Source organism: Actinopolyspora biskrensis (assembly GCF_013408175.1).
Classification (GTDB): Bacteria; Actinomycetota; Actinomycetes; order Mycobacteriales; family Pseudonocardiaceae; genus Actinopolyspora; species Actinopolyspora biskrensis.
The window spans coordinates 415853-440040 of the sequence record NZ_JACBYW010000003.1; the positions used below are offsets into that span (position 1 = coordinate 415853).

The window sequence follows — 24188 nt, forward strand, 5'->3', positions numbered from 1 at the left end:
CGAACCGCCCGGACCGGCGGGAGCGCTGAGCGCACTCCTGACGGAAGTCCAGCGGCCCCGGGGCTCGGCCAACGCGAACCGAGCCCGCCGGCCCTCCGACCTCGGTCATTCCCACGGGAGGGCGTCGGGCAGCTGAGCGAGCCCGTCGAGGACCACCTCCGGTGCCGGGGCGAACGGGTAGTTCGGACTCGCGGGCGAAGCCAGCTGCGCCACCCGCATCCCCACCAGGGCGGCCCCAGCGCAGTCGAACGGATTGCCGGAAACCAGCCAGATCCCCTCGAGCGGGACCTCCAGCCGCGCGGCCAGGTGCCGGTACGTCTCCGGTGCGGGTTTGAACGCCCCGACCTCGGAACAACCGACCACCTTCTCGAACCGGTCCGCGATCCCGTGCTCGGTGAGGATCCTGTCCAGCCCTCGGACGTCCCCGTTCGAGAACACGGCCAGCCTGGCCCCACGGGTGGAGAGCTCGTCCAGCACCTCGGGGACACCGTCGAACAGCTCGGGGACGGCGACCCGCTCCAGCGCGGCCGCGCGCTGCTGCTCGCCGAGTTCCACGTGGGTGGCCGCCAGCGCCATGTCCAGGGCCTGGGCCGTCACCGTGGACCAGTCGAGCTTCCTGTCCGCTGCGGTGAGCAACCAGGAGACCTCCAGCTGGTAGCGCCGCCACGACGCGGCGATCACCTCGGGTTCGCTCGTGTGCGGCCGCAGTCCCCGCGCGTAGCTCGCCGGATCGGCGAGGGTCCCGAAAACGTCGAACGCCACTGCCGGTGCGGACACGCCCAACTCCCTCACGTGCGGGTCACGGTCGACGGTTCCGGTTCCCACCGTCCACGACGAAGGTCGCAGACCCGTTCGCCCGCGGCAACGCCACCGGAAGCTCCCGGGAGCGGACTGGGATCATCGGGGTGTCCGCCGAGAACCGCACACGAGAACGAGGGCCCATGAGCGACACAGCGCGCGCCGAATCGCGAGAACGCGCCCGAGAGCTGCTGTCCACCACCCCGGTCCTGGACGGCCACAACGATCTGCCCTGGGCGCTGCGGGAGCAGGTGGGCTACGACCTCGCCCGCAGGGAACTCACCGAGGACCAGTCGGAATCGCTGCACACGGATCTGGGGCGGCTGGAGTCCGGTGGGGTCGGCGCGCAGTTCTGGTCGGTGTACGTGCGCACGGACCTCGGCGGCGACAACGCGGTGACCGCGACCCTGGAGCAGGTGGACTGCGTGCGTTCGCTGCTCGAGCGCTACCCGGAGCGGCTGGAGCCGGCCCGTTCGGCCTCCGAGATCGAACGGGCCCGTGAGCTCGGGAGGACGGCTTCGCTGATGGGGGCCGAGGGCGGGCACTCCATCGCCTGCTCGATGGGTGCTCTGCGCGGGCTGTACGAGCTCGGGGTGCGCTATCTGACGCTCACGCACAACGACAACGTGCCCTGGGCCGATTCGGCCACCGACGAACCCGCCGCGGGCGGGCTCACCCGCTTCGGGGCCGAGGTGGTGCGGGAGATGAACCGCCTGGGCATGTTGGTGGACCTCTCGCACACCTCCGCCGACACGATGCGCGACGCGCTGCGGACCAGCCGTGCCCCGGTGATCTTCTCGCATTCCAGCGCCCGGGCGGTCTGCGACCACCCCCGCAACGTGCCCGACGACGTGCTGGGCGCGCTCCCGGACAACGGCGGGGTGGCGATGGCGACCTTCGTGCCGAAGTTCGTGCTGCCCGAGGTGGCCGAATGGGACGCCCGGCTCGACCGGTACCTGATCGAGCGGGGACTGCACCCGCTGGCCGACGAGGACGAGGCGTGGCGGGCTCGCCGGGAGTTCGAGGACGCCGAACCGCGCCCGGAGGCGCGGGTGTCCGATGTGGCCGATCACCTCGACCACATGCGCGAGGTGGCCGGAGTCGACCACGTCGGGCTCGGCGGCGACTTCGACGGGACGGTGTTCACCACTTCGGGGCTGGGGGACGTGTCCTGCTACCCCGAGCTGGTGGCCGAACTGCTCGACCGCGGCTGGTCCGAACAGGACCTGGCCAAGCTGACCTGGCACAACCCGATCCGCGCGCTGCGCGCGGCCGAGGAGGTGTCCGAACGGCTGCGCCGCACCGAGCCACCGTCGATCGCCACCGTGGAGCGGCTCGACGGGTAGGCCGCCGGTCGAGCGGGCTCCGCCGCTTCGGGAGCCTGCCCGGAGAACCGCTCCACGACCAGCGGCTCCGTTCGCGGAGGCTCCGGAGCGGCTTCCGCCCCGGCGGCGAGCCCGAGCCGAACCGTATTTTCGACGTCGAACTGTCTTCTGGCGTACTATCGCACGTATGACCGGCACCGCCAACGTCCCCGACGGAGTGGAGACTTCCGCACGGAGGTGGCGGGAGCAGCGCCCCGATCTCGACGTCTCTCCGCTCGCCGTGACCGGCGGGCTCGCGACGGCCTCCCGCCGGATCGAGGAGCGCCTGCGGGTGGTGCTGAACGAGCACGGCCTGAACGGCTGGGAGTTCGACGTGCTCGCCACGCTGCGCACGAACGGCGAGCCGTACGAGATGTGCCCCGGAACCATCGGGGGGCATCTGAGCGTGTCCAACAGCACGATGACCAACCGGATCAACCGGCTGGAGAGCTCCGGGCTGGTCGAGCGGCACTTCAGCCCGCAGAACCGCAGGATCATAATCGTCCGGTTGACGGAACGCGGTTTCGAGGTCGCCGACCGGGCGATGAGCTCCTACCTGGCCGAGAGCAAGAACGCCATCGGCGCCCTGTCCTCCGCTGAGGTCGACCAGCTGTGCGGGTTGCTGCGCAAGCTGAACGCGGGGGTTCCCACCACCGCCGACTGACCCGCCCGTTTCCGCGCACCGTCGGGCACGTGCTCCGTCCCTGGTTCCCGGTCGCCCGATCCCGGTGGTCGCGGTGGCCGCCGTCCCCCTTCACCTCTCCCGGAACCGCTGTCCACGGGATTCACGTTCTCAGCCCGTCCACGGCGGAACAGCTCGCGCGGAACCCTTCAGAAACCCGTTGCTCCACGACGTACTGTCCAGTATCTTACTATTCGACATCGAACAGTACTCGATCGAAATGTATCTGGCGTGGACGCGGACCCCGAACCGGCGGGCTCCCCGGGATCGGATCGGGCGAACGAGCAGCGACCGGTCGAGCGTCCTCGGCGGGCGAGGCGGAGAGGCGGGCAACCGTGAACGAACAAGAGCACGTGGACGTCCTGATAGCGGGCGGAGGCCCGGTCGGCCTGCTGCTGGCCAACGAACTCCGCAAGCGGGACGTCTCGGTCCTGGTGGCCGAGGCCGCGTCGGAGATCCGCCGGGAACCACGCGCCGGGACCCTGCACGCGCGCACCGTTCAGACGCTGTCCAGGCAGGGGTACCTCCGCGCCCCGAACCCCGGATCGGGATCCCCCGGATCCGCCCCGTTCCACTTCGCCGGACTGCCCGCGCTGACCCTCCGGACCCCCGCGACGGAAGGGCCACCGCTGCTGAGCGCCCCCCAGGCCGAACTCGAACGGACGCTGGACGAGCTCGCACGGGAGTCGGGAGCCGACGTCCGACGTGGCCTGCGCGTCGCGGAGTTCGAACACGACGCCCACGGGGCCGAGGTGGTCCTCCGCTCGCACCACGACGAGCACCACGTGCGGGCCAAGTACGTGGTGGGAGCGGACGGGGCCCGCAGCACGGTCCGCGAGCACGCCGGGATCACCAGCGCCACCCACCCAGCCAACTTCACCGCCCTGCTCGGAATGGTCCGGCTCGGTCGTCCCGAAGGGGTCCCGGGCGGGTGGACGCACGGACGCCACGGCTGGACCCTGATCAACCCCAACCCGGCGGGGCACAGCCGGGTGATCGCGCACGACTTCACCCGGCCGCTGCCCCACCACCGCTCACCGGCCGACCTCGAACAGCTGCGCGAAACCACCTCACGGATCCTCGGTTTCGAGGTCGCCATGAGCGATCCGGAGTTCCTCACCAGGTTCAGCGACTTCTGCAGGCTCGCCGACCGCTTCCGGAACGGCCGCGTGCTGCTCGCCGGGGACGCGGCGCACGTGCACTCGCCGCTGGGCGGGCAAGGGGTCAACCTCGGACTGCAGGACGCGACCAACCTCGGCTGGAAACTCGCGCTGGTGGTCTCCGGCAAGGCCCCGGATGAGCTGCTGGAGACCTACCACGTGGAACGACACGCGGCCGCCCGCACGGCGATCGACAACACGCGGGCGCAAGCGGCGCTGATGTATCCCGGCGAGGAGTTCGACCAGCTCCGCGAGCTGTTCCGGAGCTTGCTGGAACTGCGCGAGGCCAATGACCACGTGCAGGGGCTGATCAGCGGCCAGAGCGTCACCCACGAACCGCTGGACACCGCCGATGCCGGACACGAGGGACGTTTCCTGTCCAATCTCGGCCTGTCGACCGGGGGGAGGCGGACGAGCGTCGCCGAGCTGCTGGTGCGCGGCGACGGGTTGCTGCTGCTCACCGAAGAGGCCGCGTGCGGCCTCGCGGACGCGGCCCGGCAGTGGAAGGACCGCGTCGACGTTCGCGAGGTGGAGCTCGACGAACGGCAGGAGTGGAATGCCGCGCTGCTGCGTCCCGACGGCTACCTCGCGTGGACCGACGCGGCGGGCGACACCTCACCGCGGGGGTTGCGGCGACACCTGAACCACTACTTCGGCCCTTCCGAGGATTGACACCTCAGCACATCTCGGTACGGTCGTCACAACGAGACGACGACCGCACCGAACGTGTTCGAATCCGACGACGGAAACGGAAAACCCGAACCAAGAACATACCGGGAAATCACCGTCGTCCAGCAGAGTATCCGCCGGCGGGGCCCGTCGGCGAAAAATAGTTTCACCGGCATTTTTGCTATCCTGGGCAAGGTGATCCCCACCCGGCCTGTCCGGCGCAACGGGCCGCTTCGAGCAAAACCGACAGGAGACGACGCGGAGAAATGTAACCGACGGCGAACCGAACGCGACTCGACCCGAAACCGCATCCGGAAGTCCGGCCCGAGCGAGCCACCTCCCCCTTGCGGCCTGTCGGTACCGTAACCTCCACGCCGCTGTGCGGCACGTTCAACGACCCCGAGCATCCCCAGGAGCGCGCCGATGTCCGACTCGTTCTTATCCCTGGTCCCCCCGATACTGGCCCTCGGACTGGTCGTGCTCTCACGAAAAGTTCTGCTTTCGCTGAGCATCGGAATTCTTTCCGGTGTGGCCCTGCTGAACGGGTTCGAACCGCTGCCTTCCCTGGGGATGCTCTACGAGATCGTGGCGGGGATATTCGTGTCGGACGGCGGAATCAACACGGGCAACGTGTTCATTCTCGGTTTTCTGCTCGTCCTCGGAATGACCGCGGCGCTCATATCGGTGTGCGGCGGGAGCAGGTCGTTCGCCGAATGGGCCGCGCGCCGGTTCGAAACGCGCCGCGGCACCCTTTCCTTCCCGGCGCTGCTCGGGGTGATCCTGTTCATCGACGACTACTTCAACGCGCTGGTCGTCGGCAACGTCAGCCGGCCGGTGACCGACCGGCACGGAATATCCCGGGCCAAGCTCGCCTACACCGTCGACTCCACCTCCGCCCCGATCTGCATTCTCATGCCCATCTCCAGCTGGGGCGCCTACATAATCTCCGTGTTCGCAGGCATGGCGACGGTGAGCGGATTCGCGGGCGTGGGCGGGCTGGAAGCCTTCGTCCGGACCGTGCCCGCCAACTACTACGCCCTGATCGCGCTGCTCATGGTCGGCTGTGTGGTGTTCTTCGGCCTCGACATCGGCCCGATGCGCACCCACGAGAAGCGTGCCCTGAGCGGCGGGGGACTCACCGATCCGGCGAAGGGGACCGTCGCGGGCGACACCGGAGACGAGCAGGCCAACCCCGCGGGCAGGATCCGGGACCTCGTCCTGCCCATCGCGGCCCTGGTGGTCGCCACCGTCACCGCGATGATCGTGACCGGGGCGCGGGCGAGCTCCGAGACCACCCCGCTCTCGGTCTTCGAGAACACCGACGTTCCCACTTCGCTGCTGTGCGGCGGTGTCGTCGGCTGGCTCGTCGCGATCTTCTTCGCCCGCCGCCGCGGCACCGGCAACGCGGCGCTGGGCCGCGGGCTGTGGTCCGGGGTGAAGTCGATGATGCCCGCCATCTGGATCCTGCTGTTCGCCTGGACCATCATCGAGGTGATCGACCAGCTGGGCACCGGGGAATACCTCGCCGGTCTGGTGAGCGGGCGCATCGACACCGCGCTGATCCCGCTGCTGATCTTCCTGATAGCGGGGTTCATGTCGCTGTCCACCGGAACGTCCTGGGGAACGTTCGGCATCATGCTGCCGATCGCCGCGGACATAGCCGCCTCGACCGACCCCGGCCTGATGTTCGCCGTGCTGGGGGCCGTGCTGGCCGGTGCGATCTGGGGCGACCACTGCTCCCCCATCTCGGACACCACGATCATGTCCTCGGCCGGTGCGCAGTCGCACCACATCGACCACGTGGTGACCCAGCTGCCCTACGCGTTGATCATCGCGGGTGTCTCCGCGGTCGGTTACCTGGCTCTCGGGCTGACGGGGAGTGGCTCGATCGGCCTGCTCGTCTCGCTCGCGCTCTTCGCCGCGACCGTCGCCGTGCTGCGGAGGCTGTCCCGCGAGACGCGCTCCCCCGAGGGCGAGCCGTCCGGAGCGCCGTGAGTGCAACGCCGCCGGTTCCGGCCGTCGTCGGCGACCGGCGGCTCCCGCCGCCTCCGCCGCTCGTCCGTTCGTTCCCGGCGCACCGGGGGGTCCTCGCGCTCCGGGCGCGTCCGACCCGACCCGTTCGGCCTCCTCCGGCGGCCGAACAGCACGACCGGGCAGAGCACCAGCAGGATCCAGGGCCAGTACCAGCCGTAGTTCTCACCGATGTGGCGCGCGGTCAGGTACCAGCCGACGAACAGCGCCAGGGCGGTCACCACCCATTCCGGGGAGAACCCCTCGTTCACGCGGGTGTTCTCCCGGGCCTCGCGCCCGGAGGAGTCGTCTCGCCGCACCGGCACTCTCCCGTCCACTCGTCCGACTCGAACCGGGGGAGAGCTCCACGACGCGGGCACGATCCGGGCTCCGCCCCCTCGGGTACTCAGCACATCACCGCGAACGCGGGCGCGGCATCAGTACTCGCACCGAGCAGGATCCGGAAAAACACTCATATAGAGAGCGCGCGGGGTGGTCTGCTCGGGTGGGTGAAAGCGGCTGCACCGCTTTCCCGAGGACCGACCCGAGCGAGCGAGTGCTCGCCCTATCCGCGCACCCGCTCAGGAGGTTGTGCGGATCGGTTCGCGCGGCTGGTCGGGTAGCCGTCACGTGAGCCGACGCCTCGGGAACGTCGCGGGGCACCTCGAGCAGCCGCCCCCGCTCGCGTCACAGCCAACCGCGTTGCCTGGCCATGTTGGCCGCCTCCGCGCGATTGCGTGCCCCGAGCTTCGCCAGTGCCGTGGACACGTAGTTGCGCACCGTACCCTCCGCCAGGCACAGCTCCTCGGCGATGTCGGCGTTCGTCGCCCCCTCGGTCACGGCCCGCAGCAGCTCGCGCTCCCGTTCGGTGAGCGGATCCCCGCCCTCCCACGCCGTGACGGCCAGTTCGGGCGCCACCACCCGTTCCCCGGCACGCACCCGGCGAATCGCGTCCACGAGATCCCCTATCGGGGAATCCTTGAGCACGTAGCCGAACACCCCCGCGTCCATCGCACGACGCAGGTACCCGCTCCGCGCGAAGGTGGTCACGATGACCACGCGGACCGCGGACCGCTGCTCGTGCAACCGCTGCGCCACGTCGAGCCCGGACCACCCGGGCATCTCGATGTCGGCGAGCAGCACGTGGGGGCCGTGCAGCCGGACCGCCTCGAGCGCCTCCCCGCCGGTGGTCACCGAGGCCACCACCGAGATGTCCGGTTGCGCGTCGAGCAGTTCCGCGAAGGCGCCGAGCACCATGGTCTGGTCCTCGGCCAGCACGACGGTGATCTCTCCGCCCATCAGACGGCCACCTCCAGCGGGAGCGTGACGGTCAACGTGGTTCCGGAGGAACTCCTCCTGCGCAGCTCCCCGCCCACGGCGGTGACCCGCTCCCGGATCCCGGCCATGCCGTTGCCCTCCCGGAACCTCCCGCCCACCCCGTCGTCCGAGATCGTCATCCGCAGTTCCCCCCGCTCCGCGCGCAGCCCCACGTGACACGTGCGCGCGCCCGAGTGCCGCACCACGTTGGTGACCGCCTCCCGCAGCACCAGCGCCAGCTCGTGCTCGGTGGAGGCCACCAGCTTCAGACCGCTGTCCCGCTCGACCGTCAACCGCACCCCGGCGCTGGACAGCGCGTCCCGCGCGGACTCCAGCTCACCGTCGACGGTGGCGTGCCGCCATCCGCCCACCGCCGAACGCACCTCGGACAGGGCGTGCCGCGCGGTGCCCTCGACATCGCCCGCCACTGAGCGCGCCCGCTCCGGATCGACCTCGACCAGCTGCCGGACCAGCTGAGCGTGCATGATCACCGCCGTCAACGAGTGCCCGAGCAGATCGTGCAGTTCCCTGGCCATCCGCTCCCGTTCGGCTACCGTGGCCAGGTGCTCGATACGGGCCAGGCGCAACCGCAGTTCCGTGGCGTCCCGCTCGCGCTCGGCGTGTTCCACCTGGGTGAAACCGATGATCCAGACGAACAGCACCGAGGGAACCACTCCCCACAGCCGCCACGGCATCGGCACCGTCGACAACGTCGTCAGCGTACCGAGCAGCAGGGTCAGCCCGATGAACCAGCGGACGGCCACGCGCCGGGGCTCGGAGATCCCCGCCGTGGCCGCGGTGTAGACGAACAGCACCCCCGCACCGGTGTTGAACGGCACCGTGAGCGCGCCGAGCACGGTCATCGGCACCATCGAACCCCAGAGCGCACGGTCCGGACGCAGCCACGGGACCAGGTACAGCGGAACGGTGAGCAGCACGATCACGCCGTAGAGCCCCCACTCCCACCGCTCGGGGGCGGGATCGAACGCGGGCTGGAACGCGGGGATGCCCAGATACACCAGATGAGCCCAGCCGACCCTGCGCCACCACCCGCGGTGCCGCGCGCCGGACCCGGTGGTCGATACCGGGGTCACAGCCGGGCGTACCTGTACGACAGCCCGGCCGCCGTCGCCGCCACCGCGGTCGAACCGAGCAGCACCGCGACGTGCCCGAACACCTGCCCACCGTCCAGCTGGGCGAGCGCGAGCCGGGCGAGGTGGTGCGTGGGCAGCAGGATCGCGACGTCGGCGAAGAAATCCGGCAGCATCCGCAGCGGCATCCACAGCCCGGAGAACACGGCGGCGGGCATCAGCACCGCGTTCAGCACGGCCGCCGCGGCGTTCGCCCTGAGCCGGAACCCCACCGCGACCCCGAACAGCGCGAACGGCACGGACCCCACCAGCAGCACACCGAGAACGCGCAGCAGCTCGGCAGGCGAGGCGCTGAGCGAACCGGTGAGGGCGGCGGTAACGGTCATCGCCACCAGCACGCCCACCGCGTAGGGCAGCGCGGCCGCGATCTTGGCGAGCAGCGTCACGCCGACCGGAACGGCCGATACCCGCTTGGCGCGCAGCCAGCCGAGCTCGCGGTCCTGGGCCACGCCCACACCGGGGTTCATCAGGGTCACCGACAGCACCCCGAAAGTGCCGAACGTGGCCAGCATCCGGGTGCCCGCGGGTATCGCCCCGGCGTCGTAACCGCCGAAGATCGAGACGAACAGCGCGAAGAACCCGACCGGCATGAGCACGGAGAACAACAGCGCCGTCGGCTCCCGGAGGATCGAACGCAGCTCGTCGGCGATCTCCACGCGCAGCACCGCACCGAGGAGGACGCGGTTCCGCGCGGAAACACCGGTCATCCCGCTCACAGTGCCACCTCCGGCTCCTCGGTGCCGTTTCCCGGAGCGGCGGCGTCGGTCAGCGCCACCACCGACTCCTCGAGCCCGGCGCCTTCGACCCGCAGATCACTCACCCCCGGGTCCGCGTCCAGCAGCTCGCGCAGCAGCGCCTCCGGAGCCCGGGTGCCCAGCCGTACCGTCGTCCCGCGCATCTCGACGGAGATCACCCCGGGAAGCCGGTTCAGCCCGGAGCGGGACAGGCTCGTCCGTGCCGTGACGGTGCGGTCGGGCAACCGGTTCGCCAGTGCCCCGGGGGGCTCGTCGGCCAGCACCGCTCCGTGGTCGACGACCACGATCCGGTCGGCCACCGCGGCCGCCTCCTCGATCAGGTGCGTGGTCACCAGCACCCCGGTCCCCTCCGCACGGCGCCGCTCCACGACCCGCCGGAAGTGCCTGCGCGCGGACACGTCCAGGCCGGCCGTCGGCTCGTCCAGGATCAGCAGCGCCGGTTCGTTGACCAGGGCCATCGCCAACCGGACACGCTGCTGCTGCCCACCCGAGAGTTCGGCGGCTCCCCTGCCCGCGAGTTCGCCCAGCCCGAGCTCGGCGAGCACCGGCCCGGCGGTCGCGGCCGGGCGACCGCAGCGCACGGCGGCCCCGGTCACCAGCTCCCGCACTTTGAGCGCCTTCGGCAGGCCGAAGGACTGCTGCACCACCCCCAGATGCCGCCGGACGGCGGCCCGCCGCGGGTCTCCCCCGGCCGTTCGCAGCGCTCCGTGCCGGGCCGACAGCAGCCCGGTCGCGAGATTCACCAAGGTGGTCTTGCCGGCTCCGTTCGCCCCGAGCAGCGCCACGCACTCCCCCGCGTCGACCCGCAGGTCCACTCCCCGCAGCGCATCCGTGCTCCCGTACCGGAACCACACGTCCCGCGCGTCCAACACAGTCCTCATCGGCCCCTCCCGTCCGCTCGCCCTCCACGATCGCGCCTGCCGCCCACCGAGCGGTAGTGAAGTGGCGTCATCTTTCGCGGATGACAAAAGTCAGTCCGGACGGGATCCGCCCGTGGAACGAAAACGCCCCGGGAGGACGGCGGATTCTCGGGGTCCTTGCAACACCTGATGGCCTATGTGGTTGTTAGTAGATCATGCAGGCGCTCGGCTGGAGATCTCCAGCCGAGCGTTTTGCGTGGTCGTCCGTTGAGTTGCTGGGCGACGTGTTCGAGGTCTTCGGCGCTGTGGACGGACAGGTCGGTGCCCTTGGGGAAGTACTGGCGCAGCAGGCCGTTGGTGTTCTCGTTGCTGCCGCGCTGCCAGGGTGAGTGCGGGTCGCAGAAGTAGACCGGCACCCTGGTCGCCACGGTGAACTGCTTGTGGGCGGCCATCTCACAGCCCTGGTCCCAGGTCAGCGAGCCACGCAGGTGTTCGGGCAGGGTCGCGATCAGGGGGACCAGGACGTCGCGGACCTCCTCGGCGGTGTGTCCGCCGGGCAGGTGTCCGAGCATCACATACCGGGTGGTGCGTTCGACCAAGGTCACGATCGCGGACTGCGACCCGGTGCCGACGATCAGGTCGCCCTCCCAGTGCCCTGGCACGGCCCGGTCGGCGACCTCGGGGGGCCGGTCGGAGATCATCACCATCTCGTCGACGAAGCGAGGCGTGCGCTGATCAGGCTGGTGATGTGGCTTGCGGCGGGTGCGTCCAGTGCGCAGCGCGTCGGCGACCTCGCGTCGTAGCCCGCCGCGAGCCTGAACGTAGATCGCCTGGTAGATCGTCTCCGTGCTCACCCGCATGCTCTCGTCATCGGGAAACTCCTCCACCAGAGCGTGACAGATCTGCTCCGGAGACCACCGTTGCTGCAGCTTGCCAGCGACGTAGTCACGCAAGGACCCGTCCTGAGCGAGCTTGGCCGTCTTCGGGCGGGCGCGACTGCCTGCCCATGCCCGCTGCGCCGCGTGCGGCCGGTAGACCCCGTCGAACGAACGGGCGTCGATCTCGCGCTTGACCGTCGATGCCGACCGGCCCAGTGCTCGCCCGATCGCCCGCAGCGAAGCGTCCTGACGGAGTAGGTCGGCGATCATCTCCCGCTCCGTCACCGTAAGGAAACGGGGGTGCAGGTCAGCCTCAACCGCGGCCAGCGACGGTGCTGACGAGGCGGCGACAATGGTGGTCACACCGATCTTGTAGTCGATCCGACGGCCATCGTCATGGATCCGCACGTGCCCTTGCTTGCGCCAGCCCCGATCCCAGTCCTGCGCGGTGCGCAGGTGAACACCCACCCGCGAGGCAGCAGCCCGCCGCGGCACGCCCGCCACACGAAGACGCTCGTACTCCAGACGCCCCGGATGCCTGGCAGGACCGACCTTTCCCCGCCCTGAGATGCCAGCCTTACGCGCCCACCCGTAGGCCGTATTCCGGTTCACTCCCACCACACGGGCAGCCGCCAGAACGTTGCCCGACTCCCGCCCCAACGCCTCGAAGAACCGAGCCTTCAACTCTCCGGAAACCACGATCCCCGCAACTCCCTGAATCCCAGAGTGTTGCAGGGATCGCTAGAACCCGCCGACGGTGTGCGGGGCACGTCGTCCTCCCGGGGCGGACACGGACCGGCTCGAGGACCCCCTGCGGAGTGATCCGCAGCGATACCTCAGGCCTCAGCGGCAGCGCGCTCCTCGACGGGATCGGTCATGGATCCGGACCAGAGCCGCTCGGGGCGCTTGCCGAGCCCGTTGAACACCACGACGGCCAGCAGCGCCACGGCCCAGCCGGGGATCATCGCGTAGACGCCCGTGCCGTTGAGCGCGTCCACGTTCTGCCACACCACGACGGTGACCGCACCGCCGACGATGCCGCCGAGCGCTCCGGTCCAGGTCATGCGCGACCAGAACAGCGAAAGCAGAATCACCGGGCCGAAAGCGGAGCCGAAGCCCGCCCACGCGTAGGACACGATGTCCAGCACAGCACCGCCGCCGAGCGCGATCACGTAGGCGACTATCGCCACCACGATCACGGCGCCCCGCCCGACCCACACGAGGGCGCGCTCCGAGGCGGCCCTGTTGACGAAGGCGCGGTAGAAGTCCTCGGTCAACGCCGTGGAGGCGACCAGCAGCTGACTGTCGGCCGAGGACATGATCGCGGCCAGCACCGCGGCCAGCAGGACACCGGCGATCCAGGGGTTCAGCAGCTGCTGTGCCAGCGCGATGAACACCCGCTCCGGGTTGTCCAGCGGCTGGTCGAGCAGACCGATGCCGACCAGACCGACCAGCGAGGTCCCGGCGAGGGTCACCAGCACCCAGCCGGTGCTGATCCGGCGGGCGACGGGAATGTGGTGCACGCTGCGGATTCCCATGAACCGGGCGAGAATGTGCGGCTGACCGAAGTAACCCGGTCCCCAGGCCAGCAGGGACACGATCGAGATGAACCCGAGCTCGCTGCCGCTCGACCAGCTCCCGTCGGAGAAGCTCGCCTCCTGACCTATGTCCAGCAGCGCCGGGGAGTGCTCGGTCAGCGTGCTGCCCAGCCCGCCGAATCCACCGAGCAGGACGATCCCCACCATCGGCAGCACCAGCAGCGCCAGGAACATCAGCGTTCCCTGCACCACGTCGGTGAAGCTCACCGCGAGGAACCCGCCGAGGAAGGCGTACAGCACGATCACCGCCACGGACACGCTGATCGCCAGCCTCGAGTCCACGCCGAACAAGTCCTCGAACAGCACGCCGCCCGCGACGAGACCGCTGGCGACGTACACGGTGAAGAACACCACGATCACCAGGGCGGAGACCATGCGCAGCGCCCGGCTCCGGTCCTCGAACCGCGACTCCAGGTAGGCGGACAGGCTCACCGCGTTGCTCGCCCGCTCGGTGTAGGTGCGCAGCCGTGGAGCGATGAACAGCCAGTTGAGATACGTGCCGAGGGCCAGCCCCACCGCGATCCAGGTGGCCCCCACTCCCTGGGCGTAGACCGCTCCGGGCAGGCCGAGCAGCAACCACCCGGACATGTCGCTGGCCTGCGCCGAGAGTGCCGCCGTCGGCGCGTTCAGGCGGCGGCCGCCGAGTGCGAAGTCCGCGAGGGTGTTGGTTCGTCGGTACACCCACACCCCGATCACGATCATGACGACCAGATACGCGGCGAAGGTCGTCAGTACCGATGGGCTGATTTCAAACACTGCTACTCCTTCAGCCGAGATGGCACATGCACTCCCGACGAGGCGGACTGCTGGGTCGACGTTCGCGTCTCGAGGCCAACACGTGTATTCGCGGTAAGTGTGCGATGGATAGTAGGTGACCTCACCCACGCCGTATTCATGTGATCCTACACGAGTTGTCCTGCGCTCTTGTCCGTTCGGACAACGAGGAGGCCCGTCGGGACGGCCGAACGCCGCAATCCGCTGCGCCACGCGGATTCATTCGCAATCCGTATTCGAACCCGCACGATGTGCGCCCGAAATCAGCCGCGGCAGCACTTCTCGCGCACCGCGCGATCGTCGATTTCTTCCGGACCGACTCGGGGAGGCTGCGGATCCCCGAATGGGCGTGCCGAGATCCGCGTTCCGGAATCGAGTGTCCCGCCACCCGCACCGCGGTTGCCCTGCGCGGGTGGCGGTGCTCCGCTACGAGCCGTCCCGTCCGGGCAGCCGGGCGAAGACCTCGGCGGCCGGGGAACCGGGGTCGGCCGTGACGAGGACGAGCTGCTGGTCGTCCTCCTCGATCGGCAGCACGTCGCAGTTGACGCGGAGCCGCCCGAGTTCGGGGTGGGCGAGGACCTTGCGCCGGTGTCCGGGAGCGTGGACCGGGTGGGTGCCCCAGAGCTCGCGGAACTCGTCGCTGCTCGCGAACAGCTCCGCCAGCAGTCGCGAGAGCGGTTCGTCGTCCGGGTACCGCGCACTCGCGGCACGCAGCCGTGCCGCCGCTATGGGGCCGAACGCCTCCGTCTCGGAGTTCTCGTCGGGCCCGATCCGCAGGAAGTGGCGCCGGGCGAGGTTCGGCTCGTCCCGCAGGCCTTCGAGCAGGGCCTCCGCCAGGGGGTTCCAGGCGATGGCGCTGTAGGTGGCGTCGGTGACGAGGGCAGCCGTGCCCGGGATCCGGTGCAGCATCGCGGTCACGTGGGGGCGAACCCGGCGCACCGGCCCGGTGAGTGGTGTCGCGCCCGCACCTGCCAGTCGGAAGAGATGCGTTCGCTCCGCCCACGAGAGGTGCAGAGCTTCGGCGAGCGTGCCCAGGATGCGCGACGAGGGACGCGGTCCGCGCGCCTGCTCCAGTCGGGTGTAGTAGTCGACGGACATGTGGGCGAGCCGGGCTACCTCGTCACGGCGCAGCCCCGGTGTGCGCCTGCGTTGCCCGGCGGGCACACCGACGTCGGCCGGAGTGAGGCGATCCCGCCTGGTGCGCAGGAAGTCCGCGAGTTCCGTACGTGGCATGTCGCCTCCTGTCCACACTCGTGAGGGGGATCGTCCGTACCTGGTCGGACCGACGGGTGGCTGGAACCGTCAGGGGCGTGAAGCATTCGACAGCTCTGGTCACCGGTGCCAACAAGGGTATCGGCAAGGAAATCGCCCGGCTGCTCATCGCCGCCGGGATGACGGTGCACGTCGGTTCCCGCGACACCGAGCGCGGTCGGCGAGCCGTCGAGGAGCTCGGCGGTGACGCCCGGCTCGTGCGACTGGACGTCACCGACTCCGCCTGCATCGCCGAAGCCGCCGGAACGGTCAGCACGCTGGACGTCCTGGTCAACAACGCCGGGCTCTCGGACTCCTTCGCGGAGGCCCCCGATTCCGGGGCGGAGGAGTTCCGGCGCGTCCACGAGACCAACGTGTTCGGCGTGCTGGAGGTCACCAACGCCTTCCTGCCGGCGCTGCGGCGCTCGGACCACCCGCGCGTCGTCAACGTCTCCAGCGGCACCGGGTCGCTGACGTGGAGCACGAACACCAACCCCCGGTTCGCGACCGGAGGAGGCGGTGCCGCCGCCTACCGCACGTCGAAGGCCGCGCTCAACGCGCTGACCGTTCTCCACGCGCAGAGCCTCTCCGGGGAGGGCTTCAAGGTGAACGCGCTCGCTCCCGGGCTGCGGGCCACCGAGCTCAACGACAGGGCGGCGAGCGACGGCGGGGATCCGGCCGAGGCGGCCGAGCAGGCGGTCCGGCTGGCGCTGCTGGACGACGACGGCCCCAGCGGCGAGTTCTTCTCCTGGGACGGGACGACGGTGCCGTGGTGAGCGAACGTCCGGCCGTTCGCGCACTCCCGGCGGAGATCCGCGATCAAGCGTTCACCGGCCGCGGGTGCGGCGGATAGGCTCCCGAACGTGCGACACCACACGATCCGAGGCGCTGAGCTGGCCACCCGGCAGTCGGGCAACGGCGACCGTGAACTCGTGTTCGTTCACGGCTTCCAGAACGACCACACGGGATGGCGTCCGCTGGAGGAACGGCTCGACGGGGACAAGTACCGGTCCACGTTCTTCGACCTGGCAGGCTGCGGCGCGAGCGGGGGAGCCGAGACGTGGCGGCGTTGCACGATCGACGAGTACGGCGCCGACCTGACGGGCCTGTGCGCGGAGCTCGACATCGACCGGCCGGTCGTGGTCGGGCACAGTCTCGGCGGCGCGATCGCGCTGCGGGCCGTGCTCGATCACCCGGACCGGTTCGCCGGGCTCGTGCTCGTGGCTCCCGCGTCGACCACCGGGCTCGACTTCCTGCCCGACGAGGCGAGTTTCGACGCGCTCGCCCACCCGACGCGGGACCAGCAGCGCGCGTTCGCTCGCGCGGCGTTCCGCCGGCCCCCGTCCGCGGAGTACCTGGAGGAACTCATGGGGGCGGTCGAGTCGGCGTCACCGGAGCACATCGAGGGCTCGGCCCGCGCGATGCGGAACTTCACCCCCCGATCGGAGCTCGCCGCCGTCGACGTACCCACGCTGCTCGTCTGCGGTGATCGCGACCGGCACGTCCCGCTGCGCAACCACCTGGACACCCAGCGGGCCATTCCGCGGTGCGGTCTGCAGGTGTACTTCGACATCGGGCACGTGCCGTTCGTCGAGGCTCCCGACAGCTGTGCCGCCGACATCGAGCGGTTCCTCGCCACGATCGCGTGAGCGGCGCCGGGACTGGACTCGGTAGCACATTGCGCTACAATCGGAGCGTGACAACCGAGCTCTGGTGGGATGAAGAGGATATCGAGCACATACGTACTCGTTCGATTCGTTATCCCGGAGCGACCGACATCGAACCGAGCTGGACGGTAGAAGCAGCCGCGGACTCGCACCGGGTGCTACGTGACCCGGACCCGAAAAGCCGAGCGAGCTACATCCGGATCATCGGTTACTCCGCGAGCGCCGAGTCCGTGATCACCGTCATCGTCGACCCCGAGGACTTCTCAGGGGTCACGGCCTGGAAAACGCGCGGGGCCGACCTGCGCGACTATCTGGAGAACAAGGAGGCCGGAACATGACGAAAACCGAGGACAGCCGGGCGAACCGCCGTGCCAGACATGCCGCGATCCGGGCCGAGGTCGCCGCGGAAGCAGCCGAGAACGCCGAAGCGGAAGCAGCCGAGAACGCCACGACACTGGACGTCCCGCTGCACCTGCGCATCGACCAGCAACTGGACGCCCAGCTGCGCGAGTGGGCCGCCACCGAGCACATCCCCACCTCGGCGCTGGTACGCCGCCTGCTGCGACAGGCCATGCGGGAACACCGCGGTGACTCCCCCACCACTGCTCAAGTGGAAGAGATCGCCCGCCGCGTGGCACGCGAGGAACTCCACCACAGCTGAAAAGCCGGGCAACCACAGCTGAAAAGCCGGGCAACGCCCCGCAACGAATCCGTGCTCGACGCCCTGGAGCTGCCGGAGAGCGAAGAGTCCGACCAGGGTTCGGGTGGGGCGCCAGGGGATCGAACCCTGAACCGTGGGGCGATGACCCATCGCTGCCATCCGCTGTCAGCGATGCTCGATCACGCTATGCGCTGCGGCGGAACGCCATTCAGCATATCCGTCGCGGGGCGGGGGCAGGCGTTGTCCGCCAGTGTCTCGTGCACCTGAAGTGCACTTCCACTGGGCTTGGACACCTCGCGCGGAACCGTGTGCTCGACTGGTCACGGTGTCGGGATGGTCGGTGCGGGTGCGGCAAGGAAATCCCGCGCCCCTGCCTCGGCGCGGGGACCGCTGCCTCGTGCTCGAGCGCTCAGCTCTCCGGGAGCACGTGGTAGCTCAGCGTTCCCGGCAGTACGTAGCCTTGCCCGGAGGGGTGGACAACTCGCTGGGTCCATGGATCTTTCACACCACAGGAATCGGCGCTGAACAGGATTCGCGCGTTCGTGCCGTTTATGACACGACCCAGTTTCTTCCAGTGGTCCGGGAGCTGGTGGCAGCCGTTGGCCGGTTCGTGGGCGATAGCGGCGATCTTCTGCCCTGACCTGCTGAGGAAGGTGAGTGCTCCCCGGGCGGCGTGGGCCGGGGTCGCGGCCAGTGCCAGCACGCAGACAGCGGCGATCGTGGTCAACGGGCTGGCGATGTGACGCATCCACGTTCTCTTCCGTGTTGATTCGATGGGTTGCTGTCACAACCGGAGGCGTTCTAGCAGCAGTCGCGCACGACCGCACAGCAAGATCACCGGATCGTGGTCGATTCCGGGCCGGCAGACCGGTGGGGCCCCTGCCGAACAGAGCCGTCCCCGACATGAGAGCGGGCCGAACTGAGCTCAACCGGATGCGGGACTACACCACGGGTATGGCGGCCTGCCCGTAAGAAGTGGCCGGCGAGGACGGCCGCGGCGGGACCGGACTTCGCGGGAACAGTAGCTTGACCGGCCATGATGGCCAGTCGAACCGGCGTGCGGTGGTGAGCTTCCTCGAGGGGCCCGACAGGAATCGTCCTTGAACGGGCCATCGACAACTAGTTCACGAGTTTTGCGCACTCAAAATGCGCTCGTGATCTTGATCGGTTACCAGCGGAACTAGCTGACCGGGGATTTCGGTGGGCCGCCAGGGACTCGAACCCTGAACCCGTGGAGTAATGATCCATCGCTGTCATCAGTTGTCAGCGATGCTCGATCACTGCTGTGCGCTGGGAAGGAACGCCGATCAGCATATCCGTTGCCGGTGGATGTCAGTCGTTGTCTGTCATCGTTTCGTACACGTAAAGTGCACTCATGATCTTGATCCCGAGTTACCTGACGAGGTAGGGCTTCGTCCTCATCTCGTTTGATCTGACTTTGCCCGACCAGGCCGTGTTAAACGGTGTAGCAGTCACACTAGACGATACGATTCGTTACCAAGATTGCATCCTTAACCCTGTTTTATCGAGCTCGGGTGGCCAGGCAGGATAAAAACCCTGGCCACCCCTGAGAAGCAAGTTATCTCTCCAGGACGATAACTCTCAACGTTATAGATTTTTTATGTTACTTATTTTTGCGCTGCCGACTCGACGTGCCATTCGGCGCGAGCCACCAGTTCGTCGAAAGTTATGATTTCTGGCTCACTTAGGTTCCGTCGAAACAATTCGAAGCTTCGAACCTGGTCGAGTACAGCCCCTCCTTCAGAGCCAGTGAGTTGGTTCAACGTTCCCACGATGACGAAAGATCTCGGCCGAAGGAGGAACGTGCCCGATGGGAGTCGTTCTCCTTCGGACGAAGTGTCAGGAAGGTATTCATCGAGGCTGCTGCACGCTAGGTGGGCGGTCTGTTGTGCTTGAACGACAGCTCCAGCAACTTCATCCGATGGCTTCCAACAACCGGCGCGATAGTCTCCCTTTTTGTCGAGCAATTGTGTCCGATGGTGCTTTATCTCGGCAAAGGTGAGCGAACTGATGAGTCCAGTTGTGCGCAGGAGAGCATCGACCCTCTTGCCGACTCCTTTGACGCTTCGCCCTGTGACATCTTGTTCGAGCTTTCTTTTGTCCCAGGATGTGTATAGCTTCCCCCCGAGTCCTACCCCGAGGATCCAAGGGTTGTTTTCGAGCAATTCTTGCCACGCCCTCTCGGGGCCGTTTGATTTGGCAGCTGCCGCGTTAAATTCCTCCTCGTTCTCTAGCCATCTACGCATCTGATCCACAACACTCCTGCGATGTTTAAGTGCTATTACATCATCTGCTTCAGCATCGTTTTCGATCAACTCTCGGAAGCGATTGGGATATTGTGAATACATATTTTCCACAGCTGAGGGGTCAGCGAAGATATCGCGGAGAAGTTGATCATCAACGCGAACTGATTCTCCGCCCTCAACCGGGATACCATCGACCGCCCGCAGCATCTCAATCAGACGTGTCGCCTGCTCGCGATTCAGCTCCAGAACTTTTTCGAGCCTCGTACGGTCACCGTTAGTTGGCACCTTCTGAATCTTCAGCTTGCGAACCGCCCCCTCGGTACGCGCCACTTGGAGCTGCAGCTGCTTACGCCCCCCGGGTGTCGTGTAGACCACTTCACTCGTCCAATCCCAATCGTCCTCATCGTCAGTGGGTATCTCATCGAAGACCCGGTAGATGTAGCGCGACGGATACCCTTCGTCCTGGCTAAACCGCGTCATGAAGCTGCTTGACACGTAGGTCCTCGTCGTTAGGCGCCCTTCGGCGAAGGTCACCTCGTTGGCCTCGGGAGATTCCCCGAAGCTTACGAAGTGCATAGTTCTAACCTCCCTCAGTAATTACCGCGACATAAGTTTCGCGTATTAGGGGGCCCAGGACCAGTGGTTACTTCCCTTACCAACTTCTGCTTGTTGGGGGCCTGTCGGGTAGGTGGCTTGCGACGTTCGGGGCAAGGCTGTGGGCAGCGCGGATCGCCCCGCGATCCCCGATGTCCACGGCCGCGGCAGCGATCGCCGGGACCAGCGGCACAAGGCCGGCCACGTCGGCGATCGTCGGAAAGCTTCCCGAGCGCTCGACTTCCTCCTTAGCGGCCCCGGCAGGGGCCGCCCTTGATGAAGAAAAGAAACTCTAAACACACGCACGCTGGGACTGCGCGCGTGGCTCGGCTGACCTGGCTAGTGTCCAAACTTTGACCAGCATCACCGACGTTGCTGCTGTTGATGGTGCGCCCGGATTCGAGAGAGGCGGGCAACTCGGCGGCCAGGGCCTGCACGGTGTCGGCGTCACCTGCTCGTTCAGCTTCGGCGAGCAGGGACCGCCAGGTACGGCCGTTGTCGAGCAGGGGCGCACGCGGTTCCAGGCGCGTTGCTGACGGGTTTCGGCCAGCAGTTGCGCATTCACGTCACCGGGGCGGTCGAGCTGCTCGGCGGCTTCGCGGGCTTGTTGCCGATCGTGGTCGAGCAAAGACCGAAGCCGTGCAGCGTGGTCACGGTATTCGGCGCGAACCTGCTCGATCAGCGTTGCCCGGTACTCATCGCTGTAGCGCTTGTCGGCTCGGAGCGCGTCGACGCGTTCGGCGAGCTGGGAGCGGTAGGCACGAGTGTTCTCTCCATATTGAGCGATCTCGTGGGGAACATTTCGGGCGCGGCTAGCCGTCTTGTTCGGCATGGCTGGCGTTTCCTTTCTCGTGATTTTTACTGGGTATGGATCAGCAGGTACGACGCTCGGCTTCGGTGTCTTGCAATCCGACCGAGTGCCGGCGCACCGTGGTGGTTTGCATCGCTGCCACCTGCTGTTCGTGCTCGCCCGGGGGTTGGTGACCGAATTCGACGGTGTACCCGCGGCGGACGAAGTACGCCGCATAGCTGGCATGGGTGTCAGCGTCGAGGTAGGCCACACCGTTGACCCACCAGAAGTCGTGTGGCGGGTTGAGATGGTGCGGGCCGTGCACGACAGCGCCGGAAGGCGCGGTGACTTTGGTTGCCATGAATCGTGCTTCCTTCCTGGTCGGGATTACTCCGGTTGGCGATCGCCAGGGAACTTTTCCTCGGCGGGTTCGATCGCGGCTCGCCTGGCCTGTCGCCAGGTGGCTGCGAGTGCCCGCTGACCCCGCGTCTCGCGGTCGAGGCGGGCGCGTTCGACCGGGTCGGTGGGCATGTCCCACGGTTTCGGCGTGGCCGCGGCGTAGGGGTTCGGGGTGGGCGGCTGTCGAGTGCGCCCACCCTCGACCCCGTCGCTGCGTGCCTGCTCGATCTGCTCGCAGATGGGCGTCATGACTGGTGTTCTCCGTTCGGTGCGTACTTGTCTCGGTGGGGCCGGGTGGCCCGGTGCGGGTTGCACCGGGCGCACAGGCGTCTGCGATCACTGGGCGAGTCGCACTGGGTGCAAGTGCGGGAAGTCCACTGTTTGCGGCTCATGAGGCGGCCTCGGGGTCGCACATGGGGTGATAGCCGCTTCCGTCGTCGAGCCGCATGGGTTCGCGGCACGCGATACAGGTCGCCGAAGGTGATGCCGAAGATGACGAAGGTGACAGGGGCTGGTGCGTAGTCACCTTCGTGTTCTTCGTGTCATCTTCCGGAGTTTCGGCGCTCTCGGTCAGTGCCCAGACCCACCCTTTGCCGAAGCCGGACTTCTGCGACTTCACTCCGGCTTTCCGGCGAGCGCGTTGCACGGTGTGCTTGGCGAAGCCGTCTTTTTCCGCGGCTTTGATGACGTCTCCGGCCGGGGCTTCTCCGCCGTTGTCGGTCAGGTAGCCGCGCAGCCACTCGGAAGCCTCGGTACGTTCCGAACGGTCTTCCGGGGTTCCGGTGTCGTGGTTGAGCAGCTCGCCTACGGTCTGTTCGGTGTCGCCGAGGGGAACGAATCGGCCCACGTCGGTGGGGCCGTCGGAAGTGTCCACGGTGGCCGACTCGATCCGGTAGCGGACGCTGGGCAGTCCGGCTGGTGCGATGTTGGTCTTCACCAGCGACAGCACGCACGATCCGTCCTCAGCTTCCCGGTCCGCGGCGAACCCGATCGCGCTGCGCACCACCTGCCCGAATTCGGCCGACCCGGCGATCATGTGCAACGGGTTCGGATCCGAGGCTTTCCGGAAGTGCGCCACTCCCACCACGGCGATATTCAGGTCTTGAGCAAGCTGGGCCAGCGGTTCCAAGTACCGGCGCACCGTGCCCTGCTCGGTGAGCTTGGCACTACCGAACGTCGACAACAGCGCATCCAACACCACCAGCCGCGCTCCGGTCGACGCGATCTCGTCCCGCAGAGTGTCGATATCGACCGCGAGACTGACCGTGGTTTCGTCTCCGTGCTCGGTCTCCACAAACAGCCGATACACCCGGGACAGATCCGCCTCGGCCGAACCGGCCACCGGACCGCGGCACGGTCACCGCACGCCCACCCGCCGTCGTTTCAGCCCCGAGGCCAGTGAGGTGCCGGGAGTTCGACCGGTACCGGTTGGTGACGCGTTCACGCTCGCCGCACGTCGCCGGTGAGTACGGCAACCGGGCCACGGTACGGCGGTGGGAACGAGACCGCATGCGGGGTACCCACCAGGACTTTCCGAGGAAGAACGCCTCAGTTTTCCCGGCGCGACGAAAAATCGCGTACGCGAATTCATTTCTCCGCACGGTGGACTTTGTCCGAATAGTTTTCGTCGAACACAAGTGAAAATAATTTACAATCATTCGATCGCGTGATCCGCATGGCAAGAAGGTGCCGTACTGCCGTAGTATGACCACAACAGCAACGACCGGTCCCGATTAAGCGGATGACCAACACCTGATCGCGCTACCGAAAATTACACGTATCCTGCTTTGATCGGACCGCACCAGCTGTTCCCCAAAAACACGAGACAAGAAATGGTTTCCGATATGCCTCAGGGCGAACAGTACAGCATGACCTTCTTGCACAACGACCCAGATCTGGCAAACACCACCTTCGCCGCGTTCGCGAAGCCGATATACGACATCCAGAACCCATTCGGGATCGCATGGTTCTCACACAGCCTCAACTACTCACACTGGGTGACCTTTTATTGGGAGCTGGACTGGGGGTACGCTTACTCCGAGCACGGATTCAGCCAAGGGAAGAAGTGGGTCAGCGGGGGATATCAGTACGCTGACCCCCAGGACAAAGCCACGTGCTCCATGAACTTCTACTACTCGAACGGTGACTTCGACTGGGAGTCGGACTACGTTCACCCCCCTTCGCCGGATCGCGACAAACTGTGGGTCACTTTCGATCCGAGCGTAGAGGATCACCCCGCCACGCACGGCCTGTGTCTCAGCACCTCATCCGCGGAATCGAACCAGAGAGACGAATTTCAACTCATACCGATCATCGCTGGTGACGTCCAGGCGCGCATGATTCAGAATTTCACACTCGACCCGACCTACTTCGTAACAGTCGGAAGCTACAAGCAGGGACAGATGGCATCCATGAGTGAAATTTTGCCGCTGCAACAAGTCCAGTACGCAGAAGGAGTCAAGGACATGACCGCAGAGCTGGTCAAAGGCAACACCTGGAAAGTCTACCCAAGTCAGTAGGCAAGATCACTCAAGATGGTCAGA

23 protein-coding genes are annotated in these 24188 nt (G+C 67.4%); 9 read left to right on the top strand and 14 right to left on the bottom strand.

From position 1 onward, the window contains the following. Nucleotides 1-105: 105 nt before the first annotated feature. Nucleotides 106-777, bottom strand: coding sequence for a haloacid dehalogenase type II (locus FHR84_RS10320; protein ID WP_343075221.1), 672 nt, complete (start codon nt 775-777; stop codon nt 106-108). A 164-nt stretch (nt 778-941) separates the two neighbouring features. Here FHR84_RS10320 and FHR84_RS10325 point away from each other — a divergent pair, with 164 nt between their 5' ends. The 4 genes from FHR84_RS10325 (at nt 942) to FHR84_RS10340 (ending at nt 6668) form a co-directional block, all read left to right on the top strand. Further along, nucleotides 942-2144 (top strand): dipeptidase, encoded by a 1203-nt coding sequence (locus FHR84_RS10325; RefSeq protein ID WP_179535235.1) that lies wholly within the window; start codon nt 942-944, stop codon nt 2142-2144. A gap of 166 nt (nt 2145-2310) precedes the next feature. Then, entirely contained in the window at nt 2311-2826 is a 516-nt protein-coding gene (locus FHR84_RS10330) for a MarR family winged helix-turn-helix transcriptional regulator (protein WP_179535236.1), read from the top strand. A 353-nt stretch (nt 2827-3179) separates the two neighbouring features. Beyond that, nucleotides 3180-4676, top strand: a complete 1497-nt coding sequence (locus FHR84_RS10335; RefSeq protein WP_179535237.1) for an FAD-dependent monooxygenase — start codon at nt 3180-3182, stop codon at nt 4674-4676. A 420-nt stretch (nt 4677-5096) separates the two neighbouring features. Further along, nucleotides 5097-6668, top strand: a complete 1572-nt coding sequence (locus FHR84_RS10340; RefSeq protein ID WP_179535238.1) for a Na+/H+ antiporter NhaC family protein — start codon at nt 5097-5099, stop codon at nt 6666-6668. A 702-nt stretch (nt 6669-7370) separates the two neighbouring features. On the opposite strand, the gene FHR84_RS10345 is transcribed toward FHR84_RS10340, so the two are convergent. The 7 genes from FHR84_RS10345 to FHR84_RS10375 all read right to left on the bottom strand — a co-directional run bounded on the left by FHR84_RS10345 (nt 7371) and on the right by FHR84_RS10375 (nt 15249). Continuing rightward, nucleotides 7371-7982 carry a response regulator transcription factor gene (locus tag FHR84_RS10345; protein ID WP_179535239.1) on the bottom strand — a complete coding sequence of 204 codons (612 nt, stop codon included), beginning with the start codon at nt 7980-7982 and terminating at the stop codon, nt 7371-7373. Then, nucleotides 7982-9094 (bottom strand): histidine kinase, encoded by a 1113-nt coding sequence (locus tag FHR84_RS23235; RefSeq protein ID WP_179535240.1) that lies wholly within the window; start codon nt 9092-9094, stop codon nt 7982-7984. The genes FHR84_RS10345 and FHR84_RS23235 overlap by 1 nt, the downstream gene beginning before the upstream one ends. Then, the gene (locus FHR84_RS10355) at nt 9091-9858 is read right to left on the bottom strand and encodes an ABC transporter permease (protein WP_179535421.1); all 768 of its coding nucleotides are present in this window, start codon (nt 9856-9858) and stop codon (nt 9091-9093) included. The genes FHR84_RS23235 and FHR84_RS10355 overlap by 4 nt, the downstream gene beginning before the upstream one ends. Nucleotides 9859-9863: 5 nt before the next feature. Beyond that, entirely contained in the window at nt 9864-10787 is a 924-nt protein-coding gene (locus FHR84_RS10360; protein WP_179535241.1) for an ABC transporter ATP-binding protein, read from the bottom strand. Between the two features lie 173 nt (nt 10788-10960). Continuing rightward, nucleotides 10961-12139: an IS30 family transposase gene (locus FHR84_RS10365; protein ID WP_179535422.1), complete on the bottom strand. Its 1179-nt coding sequence runs from the start codon at nt 12137-12139 to the stop codon at nt 10961-10963. A 341-nt stretch (nt 12140-12480) separates the two neighbouring features. After that, entirely contained in the window at nt 12481-13998 is a 1518-nt protein-coding gene (putP, locus tag FHR84_RS10370) for a sodium/proline symporter PutP (RefSeq protein WP_179535242.1), read from the bottom strand. A gap of 444 nt (nt 13999-14442) precedes the next feature. After that, the gene (locus FHR84_RS10375; protein WP_179535243.1) at nt 14443-15249 is read right to left on the bottom strand and encodes a helix-turn-helix transcriptional regulator; all 807 of its coding nucleotides are present in this window, start codon (nt 15247-15249) and stop codon (nt 14443-14445) included. Between the two features lie 77 nt (nt 15250-15326). Between FHR84_RS10375 and FHR84_RS10380 the strand changes: the two genes are divergently transcribed. From FHR84_RS10380 to FHR84_RS10395, 4 genes are all read left to right on the top strand, one after another. Further along, a complete protein-coding gene (locus tag FHR84_RS10380; protein WP_179535244.1) occupies nt 15327-16043 on the top strand; it encodes an SDR family NAD(P)-dependent oxidoreductase in 717 nt (238 codons plus the stop codon). An 87-nt stretch (nt 16044-16130) separates the two neighbouring features. Continuing rightward, a complete protein-coding gene (locus FHR84_RS10385; RefSeq protein ID WP_179535245.1) occupies nt 16131-16916 on the top strand; it encodes an alpha/beta fold hydrolase in 786 nt (261 codons plus the stop codon). 47 nt (nt 16917-16963) lie between these two features. Beyond that, nucleotides 16964-17272: a hypothetical protein gene (locus FHR84_RS10390; protein WP_179535246.1), complete on the top strand. Its 309-nt coding sequence runs from the start codon at nt 16964-16966 to the stop codon at nt 17270-17272. After that, on the top strand, nt 17269-17595 hold the full coding sequence (locus FHR84_RS10395; protein ID WP_179535247.1) for a TilS substrate-binding domain-containing protein: 327 nt from the start codon (nt 17269-17271) through the stop codon (nt 17593-17595). Before FHR84_RS10390 ends, FHR84_RS10395 begins: the two co-directional genes overlap by 4 nt. A gap of 409 nt (nt 17596-18004) precedes the next feature. Here FHR84_RS10395 and FHR84_RS10400 read toward each other — a convergent pair whose 3' ends face one another. The 6 genes from FHR84_RS10400 to FHR84_RS10425 all read right to left on the bottom strand — a co-directional run bounded on the left by FHR84_RS10400 (nt 18005) and on the right by FHR84_RS10425 (nt 22954). Continuing rightward, a complete protein-coding gene (locus FHR84_RS10400; protein WP_179535248.1) occupies nt 18005-18343 on the bottom strand; it encodes a hypothetical protein in 339 nt (112 codons plus the stop codon). A gap of 880 nt (nt 18344-19223) precedes the next feature. Then, nucleotides 19224-20357, bottom strand: a complete 1134-nt coding sequence (locus tag FHR84_RS10405) for a Shedu anti-phage system protein SduA domain-containing protein (protein WP_218862632.1) — start codon at nt 20355-20357, stop codon at nt 19224-19226. Between the two features lie 391 nt (nt 20358-20748). Further along, on the bottom strand, nt 20749-21288 hold the full coding sequence (locus FHR84_RS10410) for a hypothetical protein (protein ID WP_179535250.1): 540 nt from the start codon (nt 21286-21288) through the stop codon (nt 20749-20751). A gap of 40 nt (nt 21289-21328) precedes the next feature. After that, nucleotides 21329-21607: a hypothetical protein gene (locus tag FHR84_RS10415; protein ID WP_179535251.1), complete on the bottom strand. Its 279-nt coding sequence runs from the start codon at nt 21605-21607 to the stop codon at nt 21329-21331. Between the two features lie 26 nt (nt 21608-21633). Beyond that, nucleotides 21634-21894: a hypothetical protein gene (locus FHR84_RS10420; protein WP_179535252.1), complete on the bottom strand. Its 261-nt coding sequence runs from the start codon at nt 21892-21894 to the stop codon at nt 21634-21636. Nucleotides 21895-22033: 139 nt separating this feature from the next. Further along, a complete protein-coding gene (locus FHR84_RS10425; protein ID WP_218862633.1) occupies nt 22034-22954 on the bottom strand; it encodes an AAA family ATPase in 921 nt (306 codons plus the stop codon). Between the two features lie 535 nt (nt 22955-23489). Between FHR84_RS10425 and FHR84_RS10430 the strand changes: the two genes are divergently transcribed. Next, on the top strand, nt 23490-24164 hold the full coding sequence (locus FHR84_RS10430) for a hypothetical protein (RefSeq protein WP_179535254.1): 675 nt from the start codon (nt 23490-23492) through the stop codon (nt 24162-24164). Nucleotides 24165-24188: the final 24 nt, after the last annotated feature.